18 protein-coding genes and 1 pseudogene are annotated in these 20,599 nt (G+C 71.9%); 13 read left to right on the top strand and 6 right to left on the bottom strand.

The genetic code is table 11. The features are described from left to right. Window positions 1–76 precede the first annotated feature (76 nt). The 5 genes from ACIGXP_RS32545 (at window position 77) to ACIGXP_RS32525 (ending at window position 6,817) form a co-directional block, all read left to right on the top strand. Window positions 77–964, top strand: coding sequence for a GntR family transcriptional regulator (locus ACIGXP_RS32545; protein WP_363216969.1), 888 nt, complete (start codon window positions 77–79; stop codon window positions 962–964). After that, window positions 964–1,689, top strand: coding sequence for an HAD family hydrolase (locus tag ACIGXP_RS32540; RefSeq protein WP_363216970.1), 726 nt, complete (start codon window positions 964–966; stop codon window positions 1,687–1,689). The genes ACIGXP_RS32545 and ACIGXP_RS32540 overlap by 1 nt, the downstream gene beginning before the upstream one ends. Window positions 1,690–1,853: 164 nt before the next feature. Next, window positions 1,854–4,100, top strand: a complete 2,247-nt coding sequence (locus tag ACIGXP_RS32535; RefSeq protein WP_399774499.1) for a phosphotransferase — start codon at window positions 1,854–1,856, stop codon at window positions 4,098–4,100. A gap of 9 nt (window positions 4,101–4,109) precedes the next feature. After that, window positions 4,110–4,724, top strand: a complete 615-nt coding sequence (locus ACIGXP_RS32530; RefSeq protein ID WP_363216972.1) for a TetR family transcriptional regulator — start codon at window positions 4,110–4,112, stop codon at window positions 4,722–4,724. 50 nt (window positions 4,725–4,774) lie between these two features. After that, entirely contained in the window at window positions 4,775–6,817 is a 2,043-nt protein-coding gene (locus tag ACIGXP_RS32525) for a HelD family protein (RefSeq protein WP_399774496.1), read from the top strand. A 50-nt stretch (window positions 6,818–6,867) separates the two neighbouring features. Here ACIGXP_RS32525 and ACIGXP_RS32520 read toward each other — a convergent pair whose 3' ends face one another. Beyond that, on the bottom strand, window positions 6,868–9,234 hold the full coding sequence (locus ACIGXP_RS32520) for an ATP-binding cassette domain-containing protein (protein WP_399774494.1): 2,367 nt from the start codon (window positions 9,232–9,234) through the stop codon (window positions 6,868–6,870). A gap of 305 nt (window positions 9,235–9,539) precedes the next feature. On the opposite strand from ACIGXP_RS32520, the gene ACIGXP_RS32515 reads away from it, so the two are divergent. Beyond that, a complete protein-coding gene (locus ACIGXP_RS32515; protein WP_399774492.1) occupies window positions 9,540–10,343 on the top strand; it encodes a hypothetical protein in 804 nt (267 codons plus the stop codon). Window positions 10,344–10,383: 40 nt separating this feature from the next. On the opposite strand, the gene ACIGXP_RS32510 is transcribed toward ACIGXP_RS32515, so the two are convergent. Continuing rightward, entirely contained in the window at window positions 10,384–11,007 is a 624-nt protein-coding gene (locus tag ACIGXP_RS32510; protein ID WP_399774490.1) for a LysE family translocator, read from the bottom strand. A gap of 152 nt (window positions 11,008–11,159) precedes the next feature. Here ACIGXP_RS32510 and ACIGXP_RS32505 point away from each other — a divergent pair, with 152 nt between their 5' ends. The 3 genes from ACIGXP_RS32505 (at window position 11,160) to ACIGXP_RS32495 (ending at window position 14,041) form a co-directional block, all read left to right on the top strand. Next, entirely contained in the window at window positions 11,160–12,503 is a 1,344-nt protein-coding gene (locus ACIGXP_RS32505) for a PLP-dependent aminotransferase family protein (RefSeq protein ID WP_399774488.1), read from the top strand. A 96-nt stretch (window positions 12,504–12,599) separates the two neighbouring features. Next, entirely contained in the window at window positions 12,600–13,178 is a 579-nt protein-coding gene (locus ACIGXP_RS32500; protein ID WP_399774486.1) for a carboxymuconolactone decarboxylase family protein, read from the top strand. After that, window positions 13,175–14,041, top strand: a complete 867-nt coding sequence (locus ACIGXP_RS32495) for an RNA polymerase sigma-70 factor (protein WP_363216979.1) — start codon at window positions 13,175–13,177, stop codon at window positions 14,039–14,041. Before ACIGXP_RS32500 ends, ACIGXP_RS32495 begins: the two co-directional genes overlap by 4 nt. A 3-nt stretch (window positions 14,042–14,044) precedes the next feature. Here ACIGXP_RS32495 and ACIGXP_RS32490 read toward each other — a convergent pair. Next, window positions 14,045–14,260: pseudogene (locus ACIGXP_RS32490) on the bottom strand (GNAT family N-acetyltransferase); the annotation flags it as partial. A gap of 213 nt (window positions 14,261–14,473) precedes the next feature. Between ACIGXP_RS32490 and ACIGXP_RS32485 the strand changes: the two are divergent. The 4 genes from ACIGXP_RS32485 (at window position 14,474) to ACIGXP_RS32470 (ending at window position 16,697) form a co-directional block, all read left to right on the top strand. Beyond that, on the top strand, window positions 14,474–14,845 hold the full coding sequence (locus ACIGXP_RS32485; protein WP_399774483.1) for a VOC family protein: 372 nt from the start codon (window positions 14,474–14,476) through the stop codon (window positions 14,843–14,845). 248 nt (window positions 14,846–15,093) lie between these two features. Then, the gene (locus tag ACIGXP_RS32480; RefSeq protein WP_363216981.1) at window positions 15,094–15,579 is read left to right on the top strand and encodes a helix-turn-helix transcriptional regulator; all 486 of its coding nucleotides are present in this window, start codon (window positions 15,094–15,096) and stop codon (window positions 15,577–15,579) included. Between the two features lie 76 nt (window positions 15,580–15,655). Further along, window positions 15,656–16,252: a hypothetical protein gene (locus ACIGXP_RS32475; RefSeq protein ID WP_363216982.1), complete on the top strand. Its 597-nt coding sequence runs from the start codon at window positions 15,656–15,658 to the stop codon at window positions 16,250–16,252. Between the two features lie 109 nt (window positions 16,253–16,361). Next, entirely contained in the window at window positions 16,362–16,697 is a 336-nt protein-coding gene (locus tag ACIGXP_RS32470) for a DUF2516 family protein (RefSeq protein ID WP_399774480.1), read from the top strand. 73 nt (window positions 16,698–16,770) lie between these two features. Here the strand turns inward: ACIGXP_RS32470 and ACIGXP_RS32465 are convergent, their stop codons facing one another. From ACIGXP_RS32465 to ACIGXP_RS32455, 3 genes are all read right to left on the bottom strand, one after another. Beyond that, window positions 16,771–18,075: a fused response regulator/phosphatase gene (locus ACIGXP_RS32465; RefSeq protein ID WP_363216983.1), complete on the bottom strand. Its 1,305-nt coding sequence runs from the start codon at window positions 18,073–18,075 to the stop codon at window positions 16,771–16,773. A gap of 288 nt (window positions 18,076–18,363) precedes the next feature. Beyond that, window positions 18,364–19,431: an NlpC/P60 family protein gene (locus ACIGXP_RS32460; protein WP_399774616.1), complete on the bottom strand. Its 1,068-nt coding sequence runs from the start codon at window positions 19,429–19,431 to the stop codon at window positions 18,364–18,366. A 166-nt stretch (window positions 19,432–19,597) separates the two neighbouring features. Beyond that, complete coding sequence (locus ACIGXP_RS32455) at window positions 19,598–20,335, bottom strand: class I SAM-dependent methyltransferase (RefSeq protein WP_399774613.1); 738 nt, start codon at window positions 20,333–20,335, stop codon at window positions 19,598–19,600. Window positions 20,336–20,599 lie beyond the last annotated feature (264 nt).

Below are 20,599 nucleotides of genomic sequence, written 5' to 3'. Positions count from 1 at the left end.
TGGCCCGTCCTCGCGAACCGGCCAACTTGGAAAGGTTGGCAGCCAACTCCCCCTAGATGGATCCGAGTTGTAGCGTTTGGCCGTGACCCAGGAGCATATGGCAGCGAACGGCAGCAGAAAACTCACGTCTCAGGAGATCGCCGACACCCTGCGCGCCCGCATCCGCACCGGCGTGCTGCGGCCCGGCGAGCGGCTGCCGACCCAGGCCGAGCTGGCCGGGGAGTTCGGGGTCGAGCGGGGTGCCGTACGCCAGGCGCTGCGGGTGCTCCAGGGCGACGGACTGCTCGCCGGCGCCGGCAAGGGCAGCCCGCCCCGGGTCGCCGAGCCGCAGTCCGCGTGGCAGCGGGAGGAGCCCCAGCCGACGATGGTGGCGCTCGCACCCCGGCTGACCGAGGCGTTCGCGGCACCGCATGTGCGCATCGACGCCGTGTGCCTGACCGCGCAGAGCCTGATCCCGGCGCTCGGGGAGGCGCTGCGCCTGGTCCACGAGGGCCGGCTGCACCCCGAGCGGATCGACGCCCGCATCCTGCTGCCGTCCCGGGACATCAACCTCGCCTTCCCGGTCTCGGTCGACGCCGGGAGCGAGGAGGACGAGGCCGTCCACCAGCGCTGGCTGGCGATGCGCAACGCCCAGGGCCAGGTGCTCCAGTACAACCTCCAGGCGCTGCGCGGCACCCACGACATCGACGTCCACGTCACCTTCCGGGCGCTGCCGTTCACCCCTCCGGTCAAGCTGTACCTGCTCAACGGGGAGGAGGCGCTCTTCGCGCACTACATGATCACGCGCCGTGAGGAGCCCACCGACCGCGGGACGCTGGAGATGTACGACACCCTCGGCTCCGAGTCGCTGCTGTTCTCCTTCGAACAGCGGGCCGGGCAGCGGGACGCGGCGTTCGTGGAGCAATCGCAGAAGTGGTTCGACGCCCTCTGGGAAACCATCACGACGGACCTGACACTCTCCTAGTGACTTCTGATGCGAGTGAGATCGAAAAGCTTCGGGAACTGATCACACCGGCCCGGTTCGTGCTGTGGGACTTCGACGGGCCCATCTGCCGCCTCTTCGCCGGGCACAAGGCGGAACGGGTGGCCGCGGACTTGGTCGAGTGGCTGGCGCGGCAGGGCCTGCACGGTCTGCTCACCGACACCGAACGGGACACGCTGGACCCGCAGGTCGTGCTGCGCGCGGTGGGCCGCAGATGCCCGGGCAGCGACCTGGTCGCCGGGCTGGAGGAGCGGCTCACCCAGGAGGAGCTGCGGGCCGCGGCCTCCGCGCTGCCCACTGCCTACGCCGACCCGCTGATCCGCACCTGGACCGCCGTCGGCGCCCGGCTGGCCGTCACCACCAACAACTCGTCCCGGGCGGCCCGCACCTATCTGGAGACCCGCGGCCTCACCGGCTGCTTCAGCCCGCACCTGTACGGCCGCACCGAGCAGCTGCACCACCTCAAGCCGGACCCGCAGTGCCTCAACCGCGCCCTGAACGCGATGGGTGCCGCGCCCTCGGCCGCCCTGATGATCGGCGACGCCCCCTCGGACCTCGCCGCGGCCCGTGCCGCGGGCGTTCCGTTCCTCGGCTACGCGCGTGGCGAGGCGAAGGAGGCACTCCTGCGGGCGGCGGGCGCCCGGCACGTCGTACGGTCGCTCCAGCCCCTGCTGCGGTTGCTCCGGAGCAGCCGCCCGGTCGGCTAGCATGCCGACACGTCCGGGTCACCGCTCGGACGCGTGCACAACCGCGCGGGAGGAACGGCAACGAGCCGGCCCTCGGCCCGGCACAGACGAGTGGCGGACCACCCGCCCGGCTGCTCGACTGGGCCCGACCCTTCCTTTCCGCGCGATCGACCCCGGAGCGGCCAGTGGGCGCACCGCCTGTTCCCCGTGCCGCGGCCGGGGGGCACGCCGGCAGATTTCCAGCGGACGCCGTCCGGGCGTTCCTGGCCCGTGCGCTCGCCACCCGCCCGAGGGGTTCCGGCTTCCACCACGACAACCATGTGGTGCCGCTGACCGAGCCGCTGGCCCGGCTGCTCGGCCGGGAGCCGGGCACCCTGGTGACCGTGCGGGTGCCGCGGCCGGACGTGCCGCCGGTGGTGATCCGTACCTGGGCGAGCGAGCCGGAGATCCTGCGGGCGGTGCGGGCCGTGCTGCCGAACGTGCCGGAGTGCCTGCTGGAGGGGGACGGCTTCGCCCTCCACAGCCATGCCGAGGGCACCTTGCTGGCCGAGCTGTGCGGCCCCGGCAAACCGGTCGACGGGCCCCTGCTGACCGATCTGACCGAGCTGCTCGCGGCCATCGCGCAGGTGCGCGGCACGGCGCTGCCGCCGCTGCCGTCGTCCTGGCCGGCCAACCACACCGACTCCCAGGCCTTCCTGCGCACCCTCGCCCACCAGGCCGACCGGCAGATCCGCCGGCCCAACTGGCGCCGCTACGGCGGCCTGTTCACGGCCCTCGGCGTGCCCGAGGACGCCCTGCTGCGGTTCGCCGACCGGGTGCCGGCGATGACCCGGCGGCCGTACGGCCTGCTCCACGGCGATCTGCACCGCGGCAACCTGGTGGTGCCGGCCGCCGGTGACGCGCCGCTGCACTGCCTGGAGTGGGAACGGGCGGGCTACGGCGACCCGTTGCACGACCTCGCCGTCCACCTGGTGCGGATGCGCTACCCCGACCACCAGTGGCCCGAGGCCACCGAGGCCTGGGAGCGGGCCGTACGCCGGGTGCGGCCCGCGGCGGCGGCCGGACTGCACAAGGACCTGCGCCACTACGTCGCCTTCGAGCACGCCCAGTCGCTCTACGCGGACGTGATCCGCGCCGCGCGTTCCCTGGAGGACTCCTGCGGCCGGCGTCGCCTGGACGAGGCCACCGCCGCCGTGCACGCGGCCCTGCGCCGCGCGGCCGAGCCGCTGCGGCTCGGCCGGGTGCCGGAGCAGCCGGAGATCGAGCGGATCCTCTTCCGGCGGGGTGTCTCGGCCGGTGCCCGGCGGCCCGGCGCGGCGGGCCGCGCACGCCGGGGCATCGCCTGGACCCCGGACCGGCGGGTGCCCGAGCACCCCGCGTTCGGGCACGCCGCGGTCGCCGACGCGCTGTACCTGGAGGGCGCCGCCCCGGCCGAGCGGGTCTTCAAGGGCGCCGCGCACCTCAACACGGTGATCCAGGTCCCCGGCGCGCCCTTCCCCGTCGTCGTGCGCCGGGAGGCGACCGTCGTCCTGCGGCGCGAGCGCAGTTTCCTCAGCGAGCACGCCGTACTCGCGGCGATCGAGCGGTCCGGGGCGCCCGTGGCCGCGCCGCGGGTGCTGGCGCTCGGCGAGAGCCACGCCACCGATCCCGCCCACCGCTACGCCGGTGACCGGTTCGCCGTCCACACCTACGAGGCCGGCCGCGACCTCGGCCGCAGACCCGATCACCCGGTGCACGGGCTGCGCCCGCACGAGGCGGACCGCCTGGTCGACCAGTTGGCCGCGCTGGCCGGGATCGACTACACCCCGGTCGACCCGGTGGCCGGCCGGCCCGGCTTCTACGGCTGGCTCAGCGACCAGCTGGTCGCGCTGGTGGCCGGGCTGCCCCGCCAGTCCCAGCGGCTGGCCCGCTTCCTCGGCCTGCCCGACGCGCCCCGGCTGCGCGAGATCCTCGCCCGGCACGAGGTCACCGACCGCGCGCCCGCCCTGCTGCACGGCGACCTCAACCCCTGGAACCTGGTGCGCCGCGACGACGATCTGGCGCTGACCCTCATCGACTGGGAGCTGGCCCTGGTCGGCGACCCGCTGTACGAGCTGGTCCGGCACATGCACCTGACCCCGACCCGGCCGGAGATCCGCGACCGCATGTTCCGCCGCTGGGAGAGCCTGCTGCCGGCCCGGTTCACCCGGGACTGGCAGCAGGACTGGCGGGTGTACCGGTGGATCGAGATCGTCCGCTCCGCCTACGTCGACCTGGACCGGCTGGTCACCGGGACCAGCCTGGACGCGCCCAACGTCCGCCGCGCGGTGGAGTCGTACGCGATGACCCTGGCGGCGGCCATCGCCTCGCTGGGCCTGTCGTCCCGCCGCCGGACCGACCCCTACCTCGCCCGCAACCTGGCCTGGCCGACCCGTCCGGGCGGGGCTGCGTAGGCTCGCCCCATGGGTGAGATGGGCCTGCGTGAGCGCAAGAAGCAGCGGATGTACCAGGACGTGTCGGACATCGCCGTGCGGCTGTTCCTGGAGCGGGGCTTCGACGCGGTGTCCGTGGCCGAGGTCGCGGCGGCGGCCGGGATCTCCAAACCGACCCTCTTCCGGTACTTCCCGGCCAAGGAGGACCTGGTCCTGTACCGGATCGCGGACCACGAGACGGAGGCCGCGCGGGTGGTCGCCGACGCGGCCGATCCGGTGGACGCGCTGCGCCGGAACTTCCTCGCCGGACTGGACCGGCACGACCCGGTCACCGGGCTGAACGACCATCCGCAGGTGCTCGCCTTCCACCGGCTGCTCTACGGCACCCCGGCCCTGGTGGCGCGCGCGTACGGCCATGTGGAGCGGTCGGAGGCGGCACTCGCTCAGGCGCTCGGGGGCGGGCTGGACGCGCGGCTGGCCGCCGGGCAGATCATCGCCGTTCAGCGCATCCTCGCCCAGGAGAACTGGCGGCGGATCGCGGCCGGGGAGCCGGTCGCGCAGGTGGCACCGGACGCCGTACGGGCGGCCGAGCGGGCGTTCCGGCGGCTGGGGGAGGCGCTGCCCGAGCTGAGGCGCGCTGAATGAGACGCGGTTAAAAATGTAACTCGGTAACGTTATGGCGGTACGCTGGCGTCATGACGCCACTCGACCCCGCCCTGACGGACACCCTGCACACCGAGCGTGCCCACCACGACACCTGCCGTGCCGCCCTCGCCGCGATGATCGAGGGCGCCGCCGAACAGGTCGTCGTCGGCGAGGACGTCTCCGCCTCCGGAGCCGACGCCGAGGTCCTCGGCCGCCGGCTGCGCAGCGAGGCCAAGGCACTGCGCGAACTCCCGCCCGGACCGCTGTTCTTCGGCCGGCTGGACTTCACCGAGGGCGCGCCGCCGTCCCTGCACGTGGGCCGGCTCCGGATCACCGAGGGACCGGCCGCCCCGCCCCTCGTGGTCGACTGGAGGGCCCCCGTCTCCCGCGCCTTCTACCAGGCGAGCGCCCGCGATCCACAGGGTGTGGACGTACGGCGCCGGTTCGGCTGGGCGCCCGGCAGCACCGGCGACTCCGCCGACCTGACCGGACTGGAGGACGAGCACCTCGGCCGCGGCGAGTCACGGACCAGCGCCATCGTGGCCCGCGAGATCGAGCGGCCCCGCGTCGGGCCCATGCGGGACATCGCCGCCACCATCCAGCCCGAACAGGACGACCTCGTGCGGGCCCCGCTCAGCGACTCGGTGTGCGTGCAGGGCGCCCCCGGCACCGGCAAGACCGCCGTGGGCCTGCACCGCGCCGCCTATCTGCTGTACACGTACGCCCAGCGGCTGCAGCGCTCCGGCCTGCTCATCCTCGGCCCCAACCGCACGTTCCTGGCGTACATCGCCGAGGTGCTGCCGTCGCTCGGGGAGACCGCCCGCCGCGGAGCGACGGAGGGGGGCTATCGCCAGTCCACCCTCCTGGACGAGATCGCCCGGCACCCGGTCACCGGCACCGACCCGGGCCGCACGGCCGCCGTCAAGCACGACGCCCGGATGGCCGAGGTGCTGCGCCGGGCGCTGTACGCGCGGGTGTCCGCCGACGGCGTGACCGACCTCGCCGTGCCGGACGGCACCTACCGCTGGCGGGTGCCGGCCGCCGAACTCGCCGCGATCGTGACGGAGGTACGCGCCGAGGAACCGCCGTACGCCGTCGGCCGGGAGCGGGTACGCGCCCGGGTGGTACGGCGGCTGCGCGAGCGGGCCGAACGGCGCTCCGGGGCCCTGCCCGCCTCCTGGGTGCGCCGCATCGAACGGGCCCGGCCGCTCACCGCGCACCTCGACCTGGTCTGGCCCAAGGCCCGCCCCGAAGAAATCCTCGCCGAACTCCTCACAAACGCCGAGGCGTTGGCCCAGGCGTCCGACGGCCTGCTGGACCCGGACGAACAGAAGGCGCTGCTGTGGCCCCGCCCGCCACGCTCCTGCAAGTCGGCCCGCTGGTCGGCCGCCGACCTGGTCCTCCTGGACGAACTCTCCGGACTGATCGAACACCCCGAGGGCCACGGGCACATCGTCGTCGACGAGGCGCAGGACCTCTCACCCATGGAGTGCCGGGCGATCGCCCGCCGGGCGGTCTTCGGGTCGCTGACCGTCCTCGGCGACCTCGCCCAGGGCACCACCCCGTGGGCCGCCCGCGACTGGTCCGTCCAGCTGCGCCACCTCGGCCGGCCGGAGGCGGCCGTGGTGCCGCTGACCACCGGATTCCGGGTGCCGGCGGCGGTCGTCGCGCTGGCCAACCGGCTGCTGCCCCGCCTGGACGTGTCCGTGCCGCCGGCCCACTCCTTGCGCACGGACGGCGAGTTGACGCTCCGGCCCACCGACGACGTCCTCGGCACGACGGTGACCGCCGTACGGCACGCCCTCACCCAGGAGGGCTCGGTCGGCGTCGTCGCGGCGGACGCGGAGGTGGCCGGTGTGCGGGAGGCCCTGGTGGGCGCCGGTCTGGAGCCGGCCGGTCCCGACACGCTCGGCGCCCGCCTGACCCTTGTCCCCGCGAGCATGGTCAAGGGCCTGGAGTACGACCATGTCGTCGCCGTGGAACCGGCCGCCGTCGCCGCGGCGGAGGAACGGGGCGCACACCGGCTGTACGTCGTACTGACCCGCGCGGTGTCCCGACTGGACGTGGTCCACGCCCGCCCGCTGCCGTTCTGACGCACCCGGCCACGGCGGAAGGCTTCAACGGCGCTTCACCGCCCGGTGCCTCACCGCCCGACGTACTCGGCCAGGTGCTGCCCCGTCAGCGTGGGCCGGGCGGCGACCAGCTCGGCCGGGGTGCCCTCGAAGACGATGCGGCCGCCGTCGTGGCCGGCGCCGGGGCCGAGGTCGATGATCCAGTCGGCGTGGGCCATGACCGCCTGGTGGTGTTCGACCACGATGACCGACTTGCCGGAGTCGACCAGGCGGTCCAGGAGGGCGAGCAGCTGCTCGACATCCGCAAGGTGGAGCCCTGTCGTCGGCTCGTCCAGCACATAGACGCCCCCCTTGTCGGCCATGTGCGTGGCCAGCTTCAGCCGCTGGCGTTCGCCGCCGGACAGGGTGGTGAGCGGCTGGCCGAGGGTGAGGTAGCCGAGGCCGACGTCGGACATGCGGTCGAGGATCCTGTGCGCCGCCGGGACGTGCCCCTCGCCCGCGCCGAAGAACTCCTCCGCCTCGGTCACCGACATCGCCAGCACCTCCGCGATGTCCCGCCCGCCGAAGGCGTACTCCAGCACCGAGGCCTGGAACCGCTTGCCCTCGCACTCCTCGCAGGTCGTGGCGACACCGGCCATCATCGCCAGGTCGGTGTAGACGACCCCGGCGCCGTTGCAGGCGGGGCAGGCACCCTCGGAGTTGGCGCTGAACAAGGCCGGCTTCACGCCGTTGGCCTTGGCGAACGCCTTGCGGATCGGCTCCAGCAGCCCGGTGTACGTCGCCGGGTTGCTGCGGCGCGAACCGCGGATCGGCGTCTGGTCGATCGACACCACGCCCTCGCCGGCCGGGATCGACCCGTGCACCAGTGAACTCTTGCCGGAGCCGGCGACCCCGGTGACGACGCACAGCACGCCCAGCGGGATGTCCACGTCGACGTTCTGGAGGTTGTGCGTCGTCGCGCCCCTGATCTCCAGGGCGCCGGCCGGTTTGCGCACCGTGTCCTTGACGGCGGCCCGGTCGTCCAGGTGGCGGCCGGTGAGCGTGCCGCTGGCCCGCAGGCCCTCCACGGTGCCCTCGAAGCACACCGTGCCACCCGCCGTACCCGCGCCGGGACCGAGGTCGACGACATGGTCGGCGATGGCGATGGCCTCCGGCTTGTGCTCCACGACCAGCACCGTGTTGCCCTTGTCGCGCAGTCGCAGCAGCAGCTCGTTCATCCGCTGGATGTCGTGCGGGTGCAGCCCGATGGTCGGTTCGTCGAAGACGTACGTCACGTCGGTGAGCGAGGAGCCGAGGTGGCGGATCATCTTCACGCGCTGGGCCTCGCCGCCCGACAGGGTGCCCGCCGGCCGGTCGAGGGAGAGATAGCCGAGGCCGATCTCCACGAACGAGTCGAGGGTGTGCCGCAGCGAGTCGAGCAGCGGCGCCACCGACGGCTCGGCCAGGGACCGTACCCACTCGGCCAGGTCGCTGATCTGCATCGCGCACGCGTCGGCGATGCTGACGCCCTGGATCTTCGAGGACCGGGCCGCCTCGGTGAGCCGGGTGCCCGCGCACTCCGGGCAGGTGGCGAAGGTGACCGCACGGTCCACGAACGCCCGGATGTGCGGCTGCATGCCCTCCTTGTCCTTGGCGAGCATCGACTTCTGGATCCGCGGGATCAGACCCTCGTAGGTCATGTTGATGCCCGCGATCTTCATCCGGGTCGGCTCCCGGTGCAGGAAGTCGTGCAGCTCCCGCTTGGTGAACTCACGGATGGGCTTGTCCGCGTCGTACAGGCCGGACTCGGTGTAGAGCCGGTGGTTCCAGCCGCCCGTCTTGTAGCCGGGGACGGCCAGCGCACCCTCGTTGAGGGACAGGGAGTCGTCGAAGAGCTGGGTGAGGTCGAGGTCGGAGACCGTGCCCCGGCCCTCGCAGCGCGGGCACATGCCGCCGGTGATGCTGAAGCTGCGCCGCTCCTTCACCTGCTGCCCGCCGCGCTCCACGGTGACCGCACCGGCGCCGCTGATCGAGGCCACGTTGAAGGAGAACGCCTTGGGCGAGCCGATGTGCGGCCGGCCCAGCCGGCTGAACAGGATGCGCAGCATGGCGTTGGCGTCGGTGGCGGTGCCGACGGTGGAGCGGGGGTCGGCGCCCATCCGCTGCTGGTCCACGATGATCGCGGTCGTGATCCCGTCGAGCACGTCGACCTCGGGCCGTGCCAGCGTGGGCATGAAGCCCTGCACGAACGCGCTGTACGTCTCGTTGATCAGCCGCTGCGACTCGGCGGCGATCGTGTCGAACACCAACGAGCTCTTTCCGGATCCGGACACACCGGTGAACACCGTCAGCCGGCGCTTGGGGAGCTCGACGCTGACGTCCTTGAGGTTGTTCTCGCGGGCGCCGTGCACCCGGATCAGGTCGTGGCTGTCGGCGGCGTGCGGGGCGGTGAGGTCCATGGCGGCCACGCTAGCGGGGGCGCACCGGCCGACGCTTCTCGAATTCTGACCGGCTCCGGGACCTGCGGCCGTACAGGTCATGCCGCCAGGCCGTTCGAGGGAAGTGCGGGGCGTCCGCCGCTCGGTCGGGCACGCGGGTCCGGCGTGGCCGCTTATATGCCCTTGCAGGTAAACCCAGCAGGTCAGGCCGTCGGGACGGCACCTGCGCATCGATCAGGAGGAGCCACATGCTTGGGCGAGCAACAAAGCCGGCGGGGCGCTCATGGGCACGGAAGGCAACGGGGGCGGCAGCAGCGGCGGCAGTCATGGGTCTCGTCGCGGTGGGTCCGGCCGCGGCTGCTCCGACCAGGGTGGTGAACTGCAATGAGAACCCCTACGCGCTGGGTCCCGCCATCGGCACCGCCCTACCGGGGACGACCCTTCAGATCCAGGGGAGGTGCATCGGGCCCTTCGAATTCCCCGTCGACAAGGATTTGACCCTGACCGGAGGAAAGAACGCGGTCCTGGATGGCAATCGCCAGAGCTCCACTGTGAGGGTTTTCCCAGGAGTGCGACTGCATCTGACCGGCTTGACCATCACCAACGGTACTGGGCTGGCCCCCGGCGGCTCCGGCGGCGGTATCTACAACGACGGCGGTACGGTGACCCTGACCATGTCCACAGTCAGTGGCAACAACACCAACACCGGCGGTGGCATCGTCAGCTTCAACGGCGGCACGCTCACGTTGGATCACTCCACGGTCAGCAGCAACACGGCGGAGAGCAACGGTGGCGGCATCCTCAACAACGCCGTGCTGATCATGGATCACTCCACGGTCAGCGGTAACACGGCCTCGATCTCCGGCGGTGGCCTCTACAACGGCGGCACGGCGAACGTGACCAGCTCCTCAGTGAGCAACAACGCGGCTGGTGAATTCGGCGGCGGAATCGAACAGGCCGCCGGCGCCCTGACGTTGGACCACACCACGGTAGTCAGCAATACGGCGCAGATCTCCGGCGGTGGCATCCACAACGACGGCGGTACGGTGACGTTGAGCAGTACCAGAGTCCGCAACAACGCCCCGGACAACTGCGCCCCGCCCAATACCGTCCCCGGCTGCACAGGCTGACTTCCCCAGTGCTGAGGGGGCACCGGAAACGGTGCCCCCCTCAGTCGATGGCCAGCGAGACGGCGAGCGCGCCGAGCACCGTGCCCATCAGCCGGCGCTGCACCTTCAGCCAGGAGGGGCGACGGGAGAGGAAGACGGCGATCGTGCCGGCGGCGAGCACGATGGCCATGTTGACCGCGAGGCTCACCACGATCTGGAACGAACCGAGGACCAGCCCCTGGAGCAGGACATGGCCCCGGTGCAGGTCGATGAACTGGGGGATGAGGGAGAGATACATGATGGCGATCTTCGGGTTGAGCAGGTTCGTCATCAGGCCCATGGTGAACAGCTTGCGCGGCGAGTCGGGCGGCACGTCCTGCGGCGCGAAGACGGAGATGCCGCCCGGCTTCAGCGCGTTCCAGGCGAGGTGGGCCAGATACGCGGCACCGGCCAGCTTCACCGCGAGGTACAGCTCGGGCACGGCGAGGAAGGCGACCGACAGGCCGAGGTTCGCGGCGAGCAGATACACCATGAAGCCCAGTGCCACTCCGCCGAGGGAGATCAGCCCGGCGCGCCGGCCCTGGGTGATGCTGCGGGAGACGAGATAGATCATGTTCGGGCCGGGGGTCAGCACCATGCCGAGTGCCACCACCGAGACGCCGAGGATCCCGCTCGGTTCCACCATGAAAACCCCCGTTCGCGCTGGACCCCGTTCCTGATCCGGGGCACTGGCTGGAGCGTAGGGGAGGGCAATAACTCAATGCAATCCATAAATTGCACCGAGTGCAATGCTGTGGTTGGATGGAGGCGCCCGGCCGACGAGGGGAGCGCGTGGCCGTGAAGGACTATCAGAGCGTCGCCGACGCGGTGGCCGGGGAGATCAGGTCCGGCGTCCTGCGGCCCGGCGACCGGCTTCCCCCGCAGCGCGAGTTCGCCCGCCGGCACGGCATCGCCAACTCCACCGCCACGCGTGTGTACCAGGAGCTGGCCCGGCGCGGCCTGACCGTGGGCGAGGTGGGACGCGGCACGTTCGTGCGGGCGCAGTCCGTGTGGTCCGGCACCACCGGCCCTGCGCTGACCGAGCCCGCGGTTGGCCGGGTCGATCTGGAGCTGAACTACCCGGCCGTACCCGAACAGAGCGCGCTGCTCGCCGAAGGGCTCGGCGCTCTGCTGCGGCCGGACGCCCTGAGGTACGCCCTGCAACCGGCCGGCACGGCCGGGCTTCCGGCCGTCCAGGAGTCCGCCGCCGGCATCCTCGCCCGGGGCGGCTGGCGCCCGGACCCCGCGCGGATCCTGTTCGCCGGCAACGGCCGGCAGGCCATCGCGGCCGTGGTCGCCGCCCTGGTGCCGCCGGGCGGGCGCCTCGGTGTCGAGGAGCTGACGTACCCCGTCATCAAGGCCGTGGCCGCCCGGCTCGGCATCACCCTCGTCCCGCTGGCCATGGACGGCGCCGGGCTCGTCCCGGAGGCCGTCGAGGAGGCCCATGCGACGGCCCCGCTGCACGCCGTCTATGTGCAGCCGAGGCTGCACAACCCGCTGACGCTCACGATGCCGGAGCAGCGGGTGGAGCACCTGGCCGAAGTCCTGGCCCGGCTGGGCCTCGTCGCCGTCGAGGACGCCATCTGGGCCTTCCTGCGCGACGAACTGCCGCCGCTCGCCGCCCACCTCCCCGAGCGGACTGTTCTGATCGACAGCCTCTCCAAGCGCATCGCCCCCGGCCTCACCCTGGGCTTCGCGGTGGCGCCGCACACGCTGTCCGGCGAGATCGCGGCCTCCCTGCGCTCGGGCGGCTGGGCCCCCATGCGCTTCGCCCTGGAGGCCGCCCACCGCTGGCAGCAGGACGGCACCGTGCAGAAGCTGGTGGACGCCAAGCACCGGGACGCGGCGGTACGGCAGGAGCTCGCGGCCCGGCACCTGGCCGGTTTCGCGGTGCAGAGCCATCCGCGCTCCTATCACTGCTGGTGGCAGCTGCCCCGCCCGTGGCGCGCGGACACCTTCGTCGCCGCCGCCGCGCGGCACGGCATCGGGGTGGTGCCCGCCGCCGCGTTCACCGTCGGCGGCGGCCACGCCCCCAACGCCGTCCGCCTGGGTCTCGCCTCGCCGCCGGACGTCCTCTCGCAGGCGCTCGGCGTACTCGTCGAACTCGCCCGGTCCGCCCCGGACGACCTCGTCAGCGACTGACGCCCGCCCGGCCCTGCCGTTGCCTCCCGGGGATGTCACATCCACGCCCCCGGCGGTGTCTTCATGCCGAACCGGTAAGCACACGAGGAGGACACCATGACGCTCCGCGTCCCGAAGGCCGAGATCACCCCCGAGATGAGGGAAGGTCTGATGGCACAGTTCGGCGCCGTACCCGAGCCCCTGGAGGCCACCTGGCACAACCCCGAGGTCGCCCGGGCGGCCCAGGAGATGGGGGGCCGGGTGAACGCGTGGAACGCGGCGGACGAGAGCCTGAAGTCGTTCGCACACATGGCCGTCGCCGCACAGGTCGGCTGCAGCTGGTGCCTCGACATCAACTACTTCCAGGCGCAGAACATGAACCTGGACCTGACCAAGGCCAGCCAGGTGCCGCGCTGGCGGGAGTCGGACGTCTTCACACCGCTGGAGCGGGACGTGATGGAGTACGCCGAGGCCATGACGGTCACGCCGCCGACCGTCTCGGACGAGCTGTCCGCGCGCCTGCTGGACCGGCTCGGTCCGGCCGCATTGGTCGAGATCACCGCGGCGATCGCCTTCGCCAACTTCGCGACCAGGAACAACACCGCACTCGGAGTGAAGTCGCAGGGCTTCTCCGACGCCTGCGAGATCCCGCTGGCCGCACGTCCCGTGAAGTCGGAGACGGCACCGACGGCATGACACAGGATCCGTTCGTCGCCCATCGCAGCCTGCTCTTCACGGTCGCCTACGAGATGCTCGGCTCGGCGGCCGACGCCGAGGACGTGCTGCAGGAGTCCTGGCTGCGGTGGGCCGACGTCGACCACGCGCAGGTGCGCGACCCGCGGGCGTACCTGGTCCGGATCGTCACCCGGCAAGCGCTCAACCGGTTGCGCACCCTCACGCGCAGCCGCGAGGAGTACGTCGGTGAATGGCTTCCGGAACCGCTGCTGACCAGCCCCGATGTCGCCGAGGACATCGAACTCGCGGAGAGCGTCTCGCTCGCGATGCTGACCGTACTGGAGACGCTCGGGCCGACCGAGCGGGCCGTGTTCGTGCTCCGCGAGGTCTTCGAACTGAGCTACGGCGAGATCGCCGAGGCCGTCGGGAAGACGGCGGCCACGGTACGGCAGATCGCGCGGCGGGCCCGTGAGCACGTGGCGGCCCGGCGCCCGCGCGTGCGCGTGAGCCGCTCGGAGCAGCAGGCCGTGGTGGAACGCTTCCTGGCCGCGCTGCGCACCGGGCAGCTGCAGGACCTGCTGGAGGTCATGGCCCCGGACGTGGTCATGGTCACCGACGGGGGCGGGGTGGTGGCCGCCGCGCTGGTCCCGTTCCACGGGGCCGGCCCGGTCGCCGAGGTGCTCGCGCGCGCCCACCGGCTGGTGGACACCCTGGAGACGACGGCCGTGTGGCTCAACGGCACACCGGCCGGCCGTGTCGAGTTCAACGGCGAACCGAGCGCGGTGGGCCTCACCGTGGAGAACGGGCGGATCACCCGAATCCACGTGGTCCGCAACCCCCGCAAGCTGACCCGCCTGAACGAACCGACGCCGCTCGCCCGGTAGGCGTCAGAAGTCGTACACGGCGAAGTCGGTGACCGGGACGTATCCGATGCGCTGGTACAGGGCATTGCTGGTGGGGTTGGCCGCGTTGGTGAACAGGACGACCTCCTTGGCGCCTGCGGCCAGCGCGGCCCGGCTCACCTCGACCGTCACGGCGCCCGCGTAGCCGCGACCGCGGAGGTGAGCCGGGGTGTAGACGGGATCCACCCGGACCTGGCCGCCGAGGGGGCCGCTGCAGCCCGTGCCGCCGCGGTCGTACACCACGGCGGTGGTGAACTGCGAAACCCGCTGCTGCACTGTTGTTCGTCGACCCCTTCTGCCCCGTCCCGGATAACCGTTGGCATGGTGCGGCTCTGACCTGCTGTGCTTGCGGTCGAGTGGAACGAACGAGCCCTTTCCGTCCCGCTCACGTCCACTGATCGGCTCGGAGGTCCCATGCCCCTGCAGATGGAATTGGTCGCAATAACACTCGATTGCCCTGATCCGACGGCTCTGGCGGCGTTCTATCAGCAGGCCACCGGCCTTGCGCCGCATCCGAAGTCGGACGCCGACTTCGCCGGTCTCGACCGTGAGGACGGGCTCTTCATCGGCTTCCAGCGGGTCGAGGACTACCGGGCTCCGAGTTGGCCCGACCAGATCGTTCCCCAGCAGCTGCACATCTGCTTCAAGGTCGCGGACAGCCTGGACGAGGCCGAGGCCAGGCTGCTGGAGCTGGGTGCGGGCAAGCCGGACCACCAGCCGCATGGCGACAAGGCGCGGGTCCTCACCGATCCCGCCGGCCATCCCTTCTGCATCGTCACGCGCTAGTCGGCGTCCTGCCCGGACGAGGTTCGGACATGGGGAGAGTTCGCCGTACCGGCCTGGTACAGCAAGGGCCGCACGGTGGAAACCATCGCCCTGCACCTGGCAGACGGGGTTTCCAGGCTGGAACATCGGACCGAAGAGCGACCAGGTTCGCTGACAAGGAGGGCGGCGCTGTCGGCGGCGCGGCCGATCGGGCAACTCTTGCAAGCGGGTGCTTGCAATTGTTAGCGATCGTGGGGCAAGGTGGAGGCATGGCATCGCTGAACGTCGGCAATCTCGGTGAGTATCTGCGCGAGCAGCGGCGTAACGCCCAGCTCTCGCTGCGGCAGCTCGCCGACGCCGCCGGGGTGTCCAATCCCTACCTGAGCCAGATCGAGCGCGGGCTGCGCAAGCCCAGCGCGGAGGTGCTTCAGCAGGTCGCCAAGGCCCTGCGCATCTCCGCCGAGACGCTGTACGTCCGCGCCGGGATCCTTGACGCCGAACGGGGCCGGGACGAAGTGGAGACGCGCGCCGTCATCCTCGCCGATCCCTCGCTCAACGAGCGGCAGAAGCAGGTGCTGCTGCAGATCTACGAGTCCTTCCGGAAAGAGAACGGATTCGGGATCGACGAGCCCGCCGCGGACGAGGACGGGGCGGACCGGGCAGGGGACGAGGACTTCGGCGGCACCGCCGTGCGCGGCACCCGCACGGCCGGCGGACACGATGCCGATGCAGGCCCGCGGCGGACGGCCGGATAACCGGACCAGGGCGCCGGCCACCACCGCGGACCACACCAACCTCAGCCGAACGCGAATCCGGGAGGACCTGATCACCATGGCGATCACCGACGACCTGCGCAAGACCTTCAGCGACCCGACTCCGCTCTACTTCGCCGCCGGCACCGCCGACCTCGCCCTCCAGCAGGCCAAGAAGGTGCCCGCCCTGGTCGAGCAGCTGCGCGCCGAGGCCCCGGCCCGCATCGAGGCCGTGCGCAACACCGACCCGAAGGCCGTGCAGGAGAAGGCCGCCGCCCGGGCAAAGGAGGCGCAGGAGACCCTCCAGACCAAGGTGAACGAGTTCATCGGCACCCTCGACGTCGACCTGAAGAAGCTCGGCGAGCAGGCGCAGGACCTCGCCCTGCGCGGCGTCGGTGTCGCCGCCGAGTACGCCGTCAGGGCCCGCGAGACCTACGAGAAGGTCGCCGAGCACGGCGAGCAGGCCGTGAAGAACTGGCGCGGCGAGGCCGCAGAGGAGATCGAGGAGCTGGCGATCGTCGTCGAGGGCAAGCCCGAGCCGGTCGAGGCCACGGACGAGCCGAAGCCGGCCGAGGCCCAGGCCGAGCCCGCCGCGGAGAAGAAGCCGGTGGCGAAGAAGGCGCCGGCTCCCCGCAAGTCCACCACCGCGAAGAAGACGACGCCTCCGGCCAAGTGACCGGAGTCGGGCACGTCACAACGGGCCGGGCACCTTGGGGGTGCCCGGCCCGTTGTACGGGTACGGTGGCTCTACGGACGACTCGACTCGGGTGGTGGGCATTGTGCTGATGACGGCAGTCGGCGGAGTGATGTGGCTGATCTTCACCGCCATCCTGGCACTCGCCATCGTGGCGTTCGTGATGGCCGCGATCTTCCGCGAGGACGCGTACCGCGCCGCGGACAAGCAGAACAAGGGCTTCTGGCTGATCATCCTCGGCGTCGCGGTCGCCGTGAACCTGTTCGTACCGATGCTGTTCCTGCAGCTCGCGGGCCTGGTCGCCACGATCGTCTTCTTCGTGGACGTGCGCCCGGCCCTGCAGCAGGTCTCGGGTGGGAAGGGTTTCCGCCGTCGCAGGGGCAGCAGCAGCGATGGTCCCTACGGCCCCTGGAACGGCGGTCGCTGAGGGCATCTCGCCGTAGGGCCGTCCCACGGCGAGGAACCCGCGCGGCGAAGAACCCCTACGGCGGGAGCCCGCATTACGGCGCCCGATCCAGCAGCACCACAGCCACGTCGTCCGTCAGCTCACCCCCGTTGAGGTCCCGCACCTCACTCACCGCGGCCCGCAGCAGGTTCTCCCCGCGCAGCCCCTCGGACAGCTGCCGGCGGATCATCTCCACCATGCCGTCCTGGCCGAGCCGCTCACCGCCCGCACCGACCCGGCCCTCGATCAGACCGTCGGTGTAGAGCATCAGGCTCCACTCCGAGCCCAGCTCCACCTGCATCCGCGGCCAGCGGGCGCCGGGGAGCAGACCGAGGGCGGGGCCGTTGTTGTCGTAGGGCAGCAGCCGTGCCGCGCGGCCCGGGCGGGCGAGCAGCGGGGCCGGGTGACCGGCCAGGCACAGGCCCGCGCGGCGGCCGTCCGGGGCGATGTCCACCGTGCACAGCGTCGCGAAGATCTCCTCGTCCGCGCGCTCGTGCTCCAGCACCTCCTGAAGGGTGCCGAGCAGTTCGTCGCCGCACAGGCCCGCCAGCGTCAGCGCCCGCCACGCGATGCGCAGCTCCACGCCGAGCGCGGCCTCGTCCGGGCCATGGCCGCAGACGTCGCCGATCATGGCGTGCACGGTGCCGTCGGGCGTGCGGACGGCGTCGTAGAAGTCGCCGCCGAGCAGTGCACGCGAGCGGCCGGGGCGGTAGCGGGCGGCGAAGCGCAGCGAGGAGCCCTCCAGCAGGGGCGTGGGCAGCAGCCCGCGCTCCAGGCGGCGGTTCTCCTGTGCGCGCAGCCGGCCCTCCGCCAGCCGCCGCTCGGCCGTGTCGGACCGTTTCCGCTCCACCGCGTACCGGATGGCGCGGCTGAGCAGCCGGCCGTCCAGCTCGTCACGGAAGAGGTAGTCCTGCGCACCCACGCGCACGGCTTCGGCGCCGCGCTCGGCGTCGCCGGAGGCGGTCAGCGCCAGCACGGCATGCCGGGGCGCGAGCTGGAGGACGTGCTTGAGCACGGCCAGCTCGTCGTCGGTGCCGCTGCCGCCCGGCGCCGGGAGCGCCAGGTCCAGCAGGATGCAGTGGACGTCGTCGGTGAGCAGCCGCTCGGCCTCGGTGAGGTTGCGGGCGGTGCGGACGCGGATCGGCTTGCCGGCCGAGTCCAGCAGTTCGGGCACGATCGGCGAGCCGGCCGGATCGTCCTCGATCAGCAGCAGGGTGAGAGTGGCGCCGGTGCCGTGCACGGTCGTGGCGTCGCGGTGGGCCTCTTCCTTGAGGGGGCCGCCGCCGGCAACCGGGGCAGCCTGCGCCTGACCACTCTCCACGGCCGGGATCGCTCTCTGCCGCGGTACGGGTACGGGCATCGTCGTGGGTTCCTTCCCTCCCCCCGAGGGCATTGGCGGCGCCGAGGGTCTCGAAGCCACCGACGGGTGACCATAGCGGCTCGGCCCGCCCCGATGGAATGGTGTGAGCCGCGTCGCTCCCGCGCAGGCCGCTGTCATATGCCGCGTTCCGTACGACAGTTGGACAGGACGACCCGGCGTCGGGGATGACGAAGCTCACGTGTCACCCGGGTTTGTACGGGGGTTGGGCGTGCGGTGGGTCACATGGCGGGTTGTGTGCGAGGCGTGTGCGCCGTCACATGACCTGCCTCACGCATCCGGCCGTACGACCCCCAGGATCGGCATCGAGCCGGCGCCCGCGACCGTCACCGTACGTCCGGGGCGCGGGGCGTGGATGATCGCGCCGTCGCCGACGTACATCGCGACATGGCTGGCGTCGTCGAAGTAGATGATGAGGTCGCCGGGGCGCATGTCCTTGATGTCGACGTGCTTGAGCTGCTTCCACTGCTCCTGCGAGGTGCGCGGGATGGGGTGGCCGGCCGCCGCCCAGGCCTGGGAGGTCAGGCCGGAGCAGTCGTAGGACTCCGGGCCCTCGGCGCCCCACACGTACGGCTTGCCGAGCTGGTCGGTGGCGAACGTGACGGCCTTCTCGCCCTGCGCGGACGCCGCGCCGTGCACCTTCTTGAGGATGCCGGTGTCGAGCCACTTCGTCTGCGCCGCCAGCGCGGCCTGCTCCTCCAGCCTGGCGAGCCGTTCCTTGTCCTTCTTCTCCAGCTCCGACTCGAGTTTCTCGGCGGCGGAGATCTGCTGCTGGATCTTCTTCTTGGCGGCGGCCTTGGCCCTGCGCTCGGCGTCCAGCTTCTTCCACTGCTCGGCGGCGTCGTCGGCGTAGTCCTGCAACTGCTTCTGGGTGTCGGCCAGTTCGCCGATCAGGGACGTCGTGGCCCGCTGGCCCTGCAGCACCAGCCCCGCCCCGTCCAGGACCTGGCCGGGATCGTCGCTGAGCAGGAACTGGGCGGTGGGCGGCACGCCGCCGGTTCGGTACTGCTCGCGGGCGGCGGCGCCCGCCTGGTTCCTGAGTCCGGCGAGTCTCTGCTGTCCTTGGTCGATCTTCTTCGCCAGTGCGACGATCGCGGCGGACTGCTGCTTCGTCTTCTCCTCGGCCGCGTTGTAGGCGTCGGTGGCGACGGCGGCGTCGTGGTAGAGCTTGTCGAGCTTCTCGCGGACCTGCTCAAGGTCCTTGCTCGGACGGGGAGTCGGGGAGGTGCTCGGAGTGGGTGCCGGGTCGGCGAAGGCCGTGCCGGGAGCGCCCAGCACGGTCACCGCGCAGACCACGGTCACGGCGGCCGAGAGGATGCTGCGCTTGCCCCAGCCCATCACACATGCCCCCAAGCTGATTTACCGTCAGTAACTTACGGTGCCCCGGGGATGGTGTCATGCCACGCCGCAAAGCGACAGAGGCAGGCGGCGCGACGATCTCCCCGCCGGTGTGACGAACGGTGCACGAGGATCGTTCCGTCCCGCGACCCCCGAACGGGTGAGGTCAGCTCAGTGGCGCCAACGCCTCCCACGCCACCGTCACTTCACCCTGCCGCCAGCGCGCCGGGGAGTCCGTCACCGGCCAGTCGGCCGTCAGATCCCGTACCGCGCGCAGCCAGCGCTGGCGGGCGCCGTAGGAGGCGTAGGGCGCGGCGGCGGCCCAGGCGCGGTCGAAGTCCCGCAGGAAGGCGTGCACGGGCTCGCCGGGGACGTTGCGGTGGATCAGCGCCTTCGGCAGCCGTTCGGCGAGGTCGGAGGGCTGCTGCAGGGAGCCCAGCCGGGTGGCGAACGTCACCGTCCGCGGCCCCTCGGGACCGAGCGCCACCCACACGTGCCGCCGCCCGATCTCGTCGCACGTCCCCTCGACCAGCAGCCCGCCGCGCGAGCCGCCGCCCGCCGGGGCGAGCCGTGCGCACAGCCGCGCCCAGACGGCGGCGACCTCGGTCTCGTCGTACTGGCGCAGCACATTGGCGGCCCGGATGAGCACCGGCCGCCCGGGCACGGGGACCTCGAAGCCGCCGTGCCGGAAGGTGAGCCCCTCCCGCTCGTACGCCTTCGCCGCCGCGACCCGCGCCGGTTCGATCTCGATGCCGACGACGCGTGCGCGGGGCGCGACGGTCGTGAGGCGCCCGAGCAGCTCCACGGCGGTCCAGGGGGCGGCGCCGTAGCCGAGGTCGATGGCCAGGGGATCGTCGGCGCGCCGCAGTTCGCCGCCGTGTGCGGCGGCGATCCAGCGGTCCATGCGGCGCAGCCGGTTGGGGTTGGTGGTCCCGCGCGTCACCGTTCCCACGACGGTGCTCCCTCCGCTCGGCCGAAGCCGAGGGCGGGGTAGGGAAGCGGTGCGGGCTGTCATGTGTACGAGGGTAAGGGGGAGCTGCGAAGAGGAGCCGGACCGCACCCCCGAAGGTAATGATTGAGTAAAGCCGCTTGGCGGGGAAATGGCAGCGCACCTGTCCGCTGTTGGACCACCGTGGAGGGCGAGACCGGTCCTCCGTCCGGCATGCCC

The sequence above is a fragment of the Streptomyces sp. NPDC053069 genome (assembly GCF_044546895.1).
Classification (GTDB): Bacteria; Actinomycetota; Actinomycetes; order Streptomycetales; family Streptomycetaceae; genus Streptomyces.
This window is presented reverse-complemented; position numbering and strand designations above follow the sequence as displayed.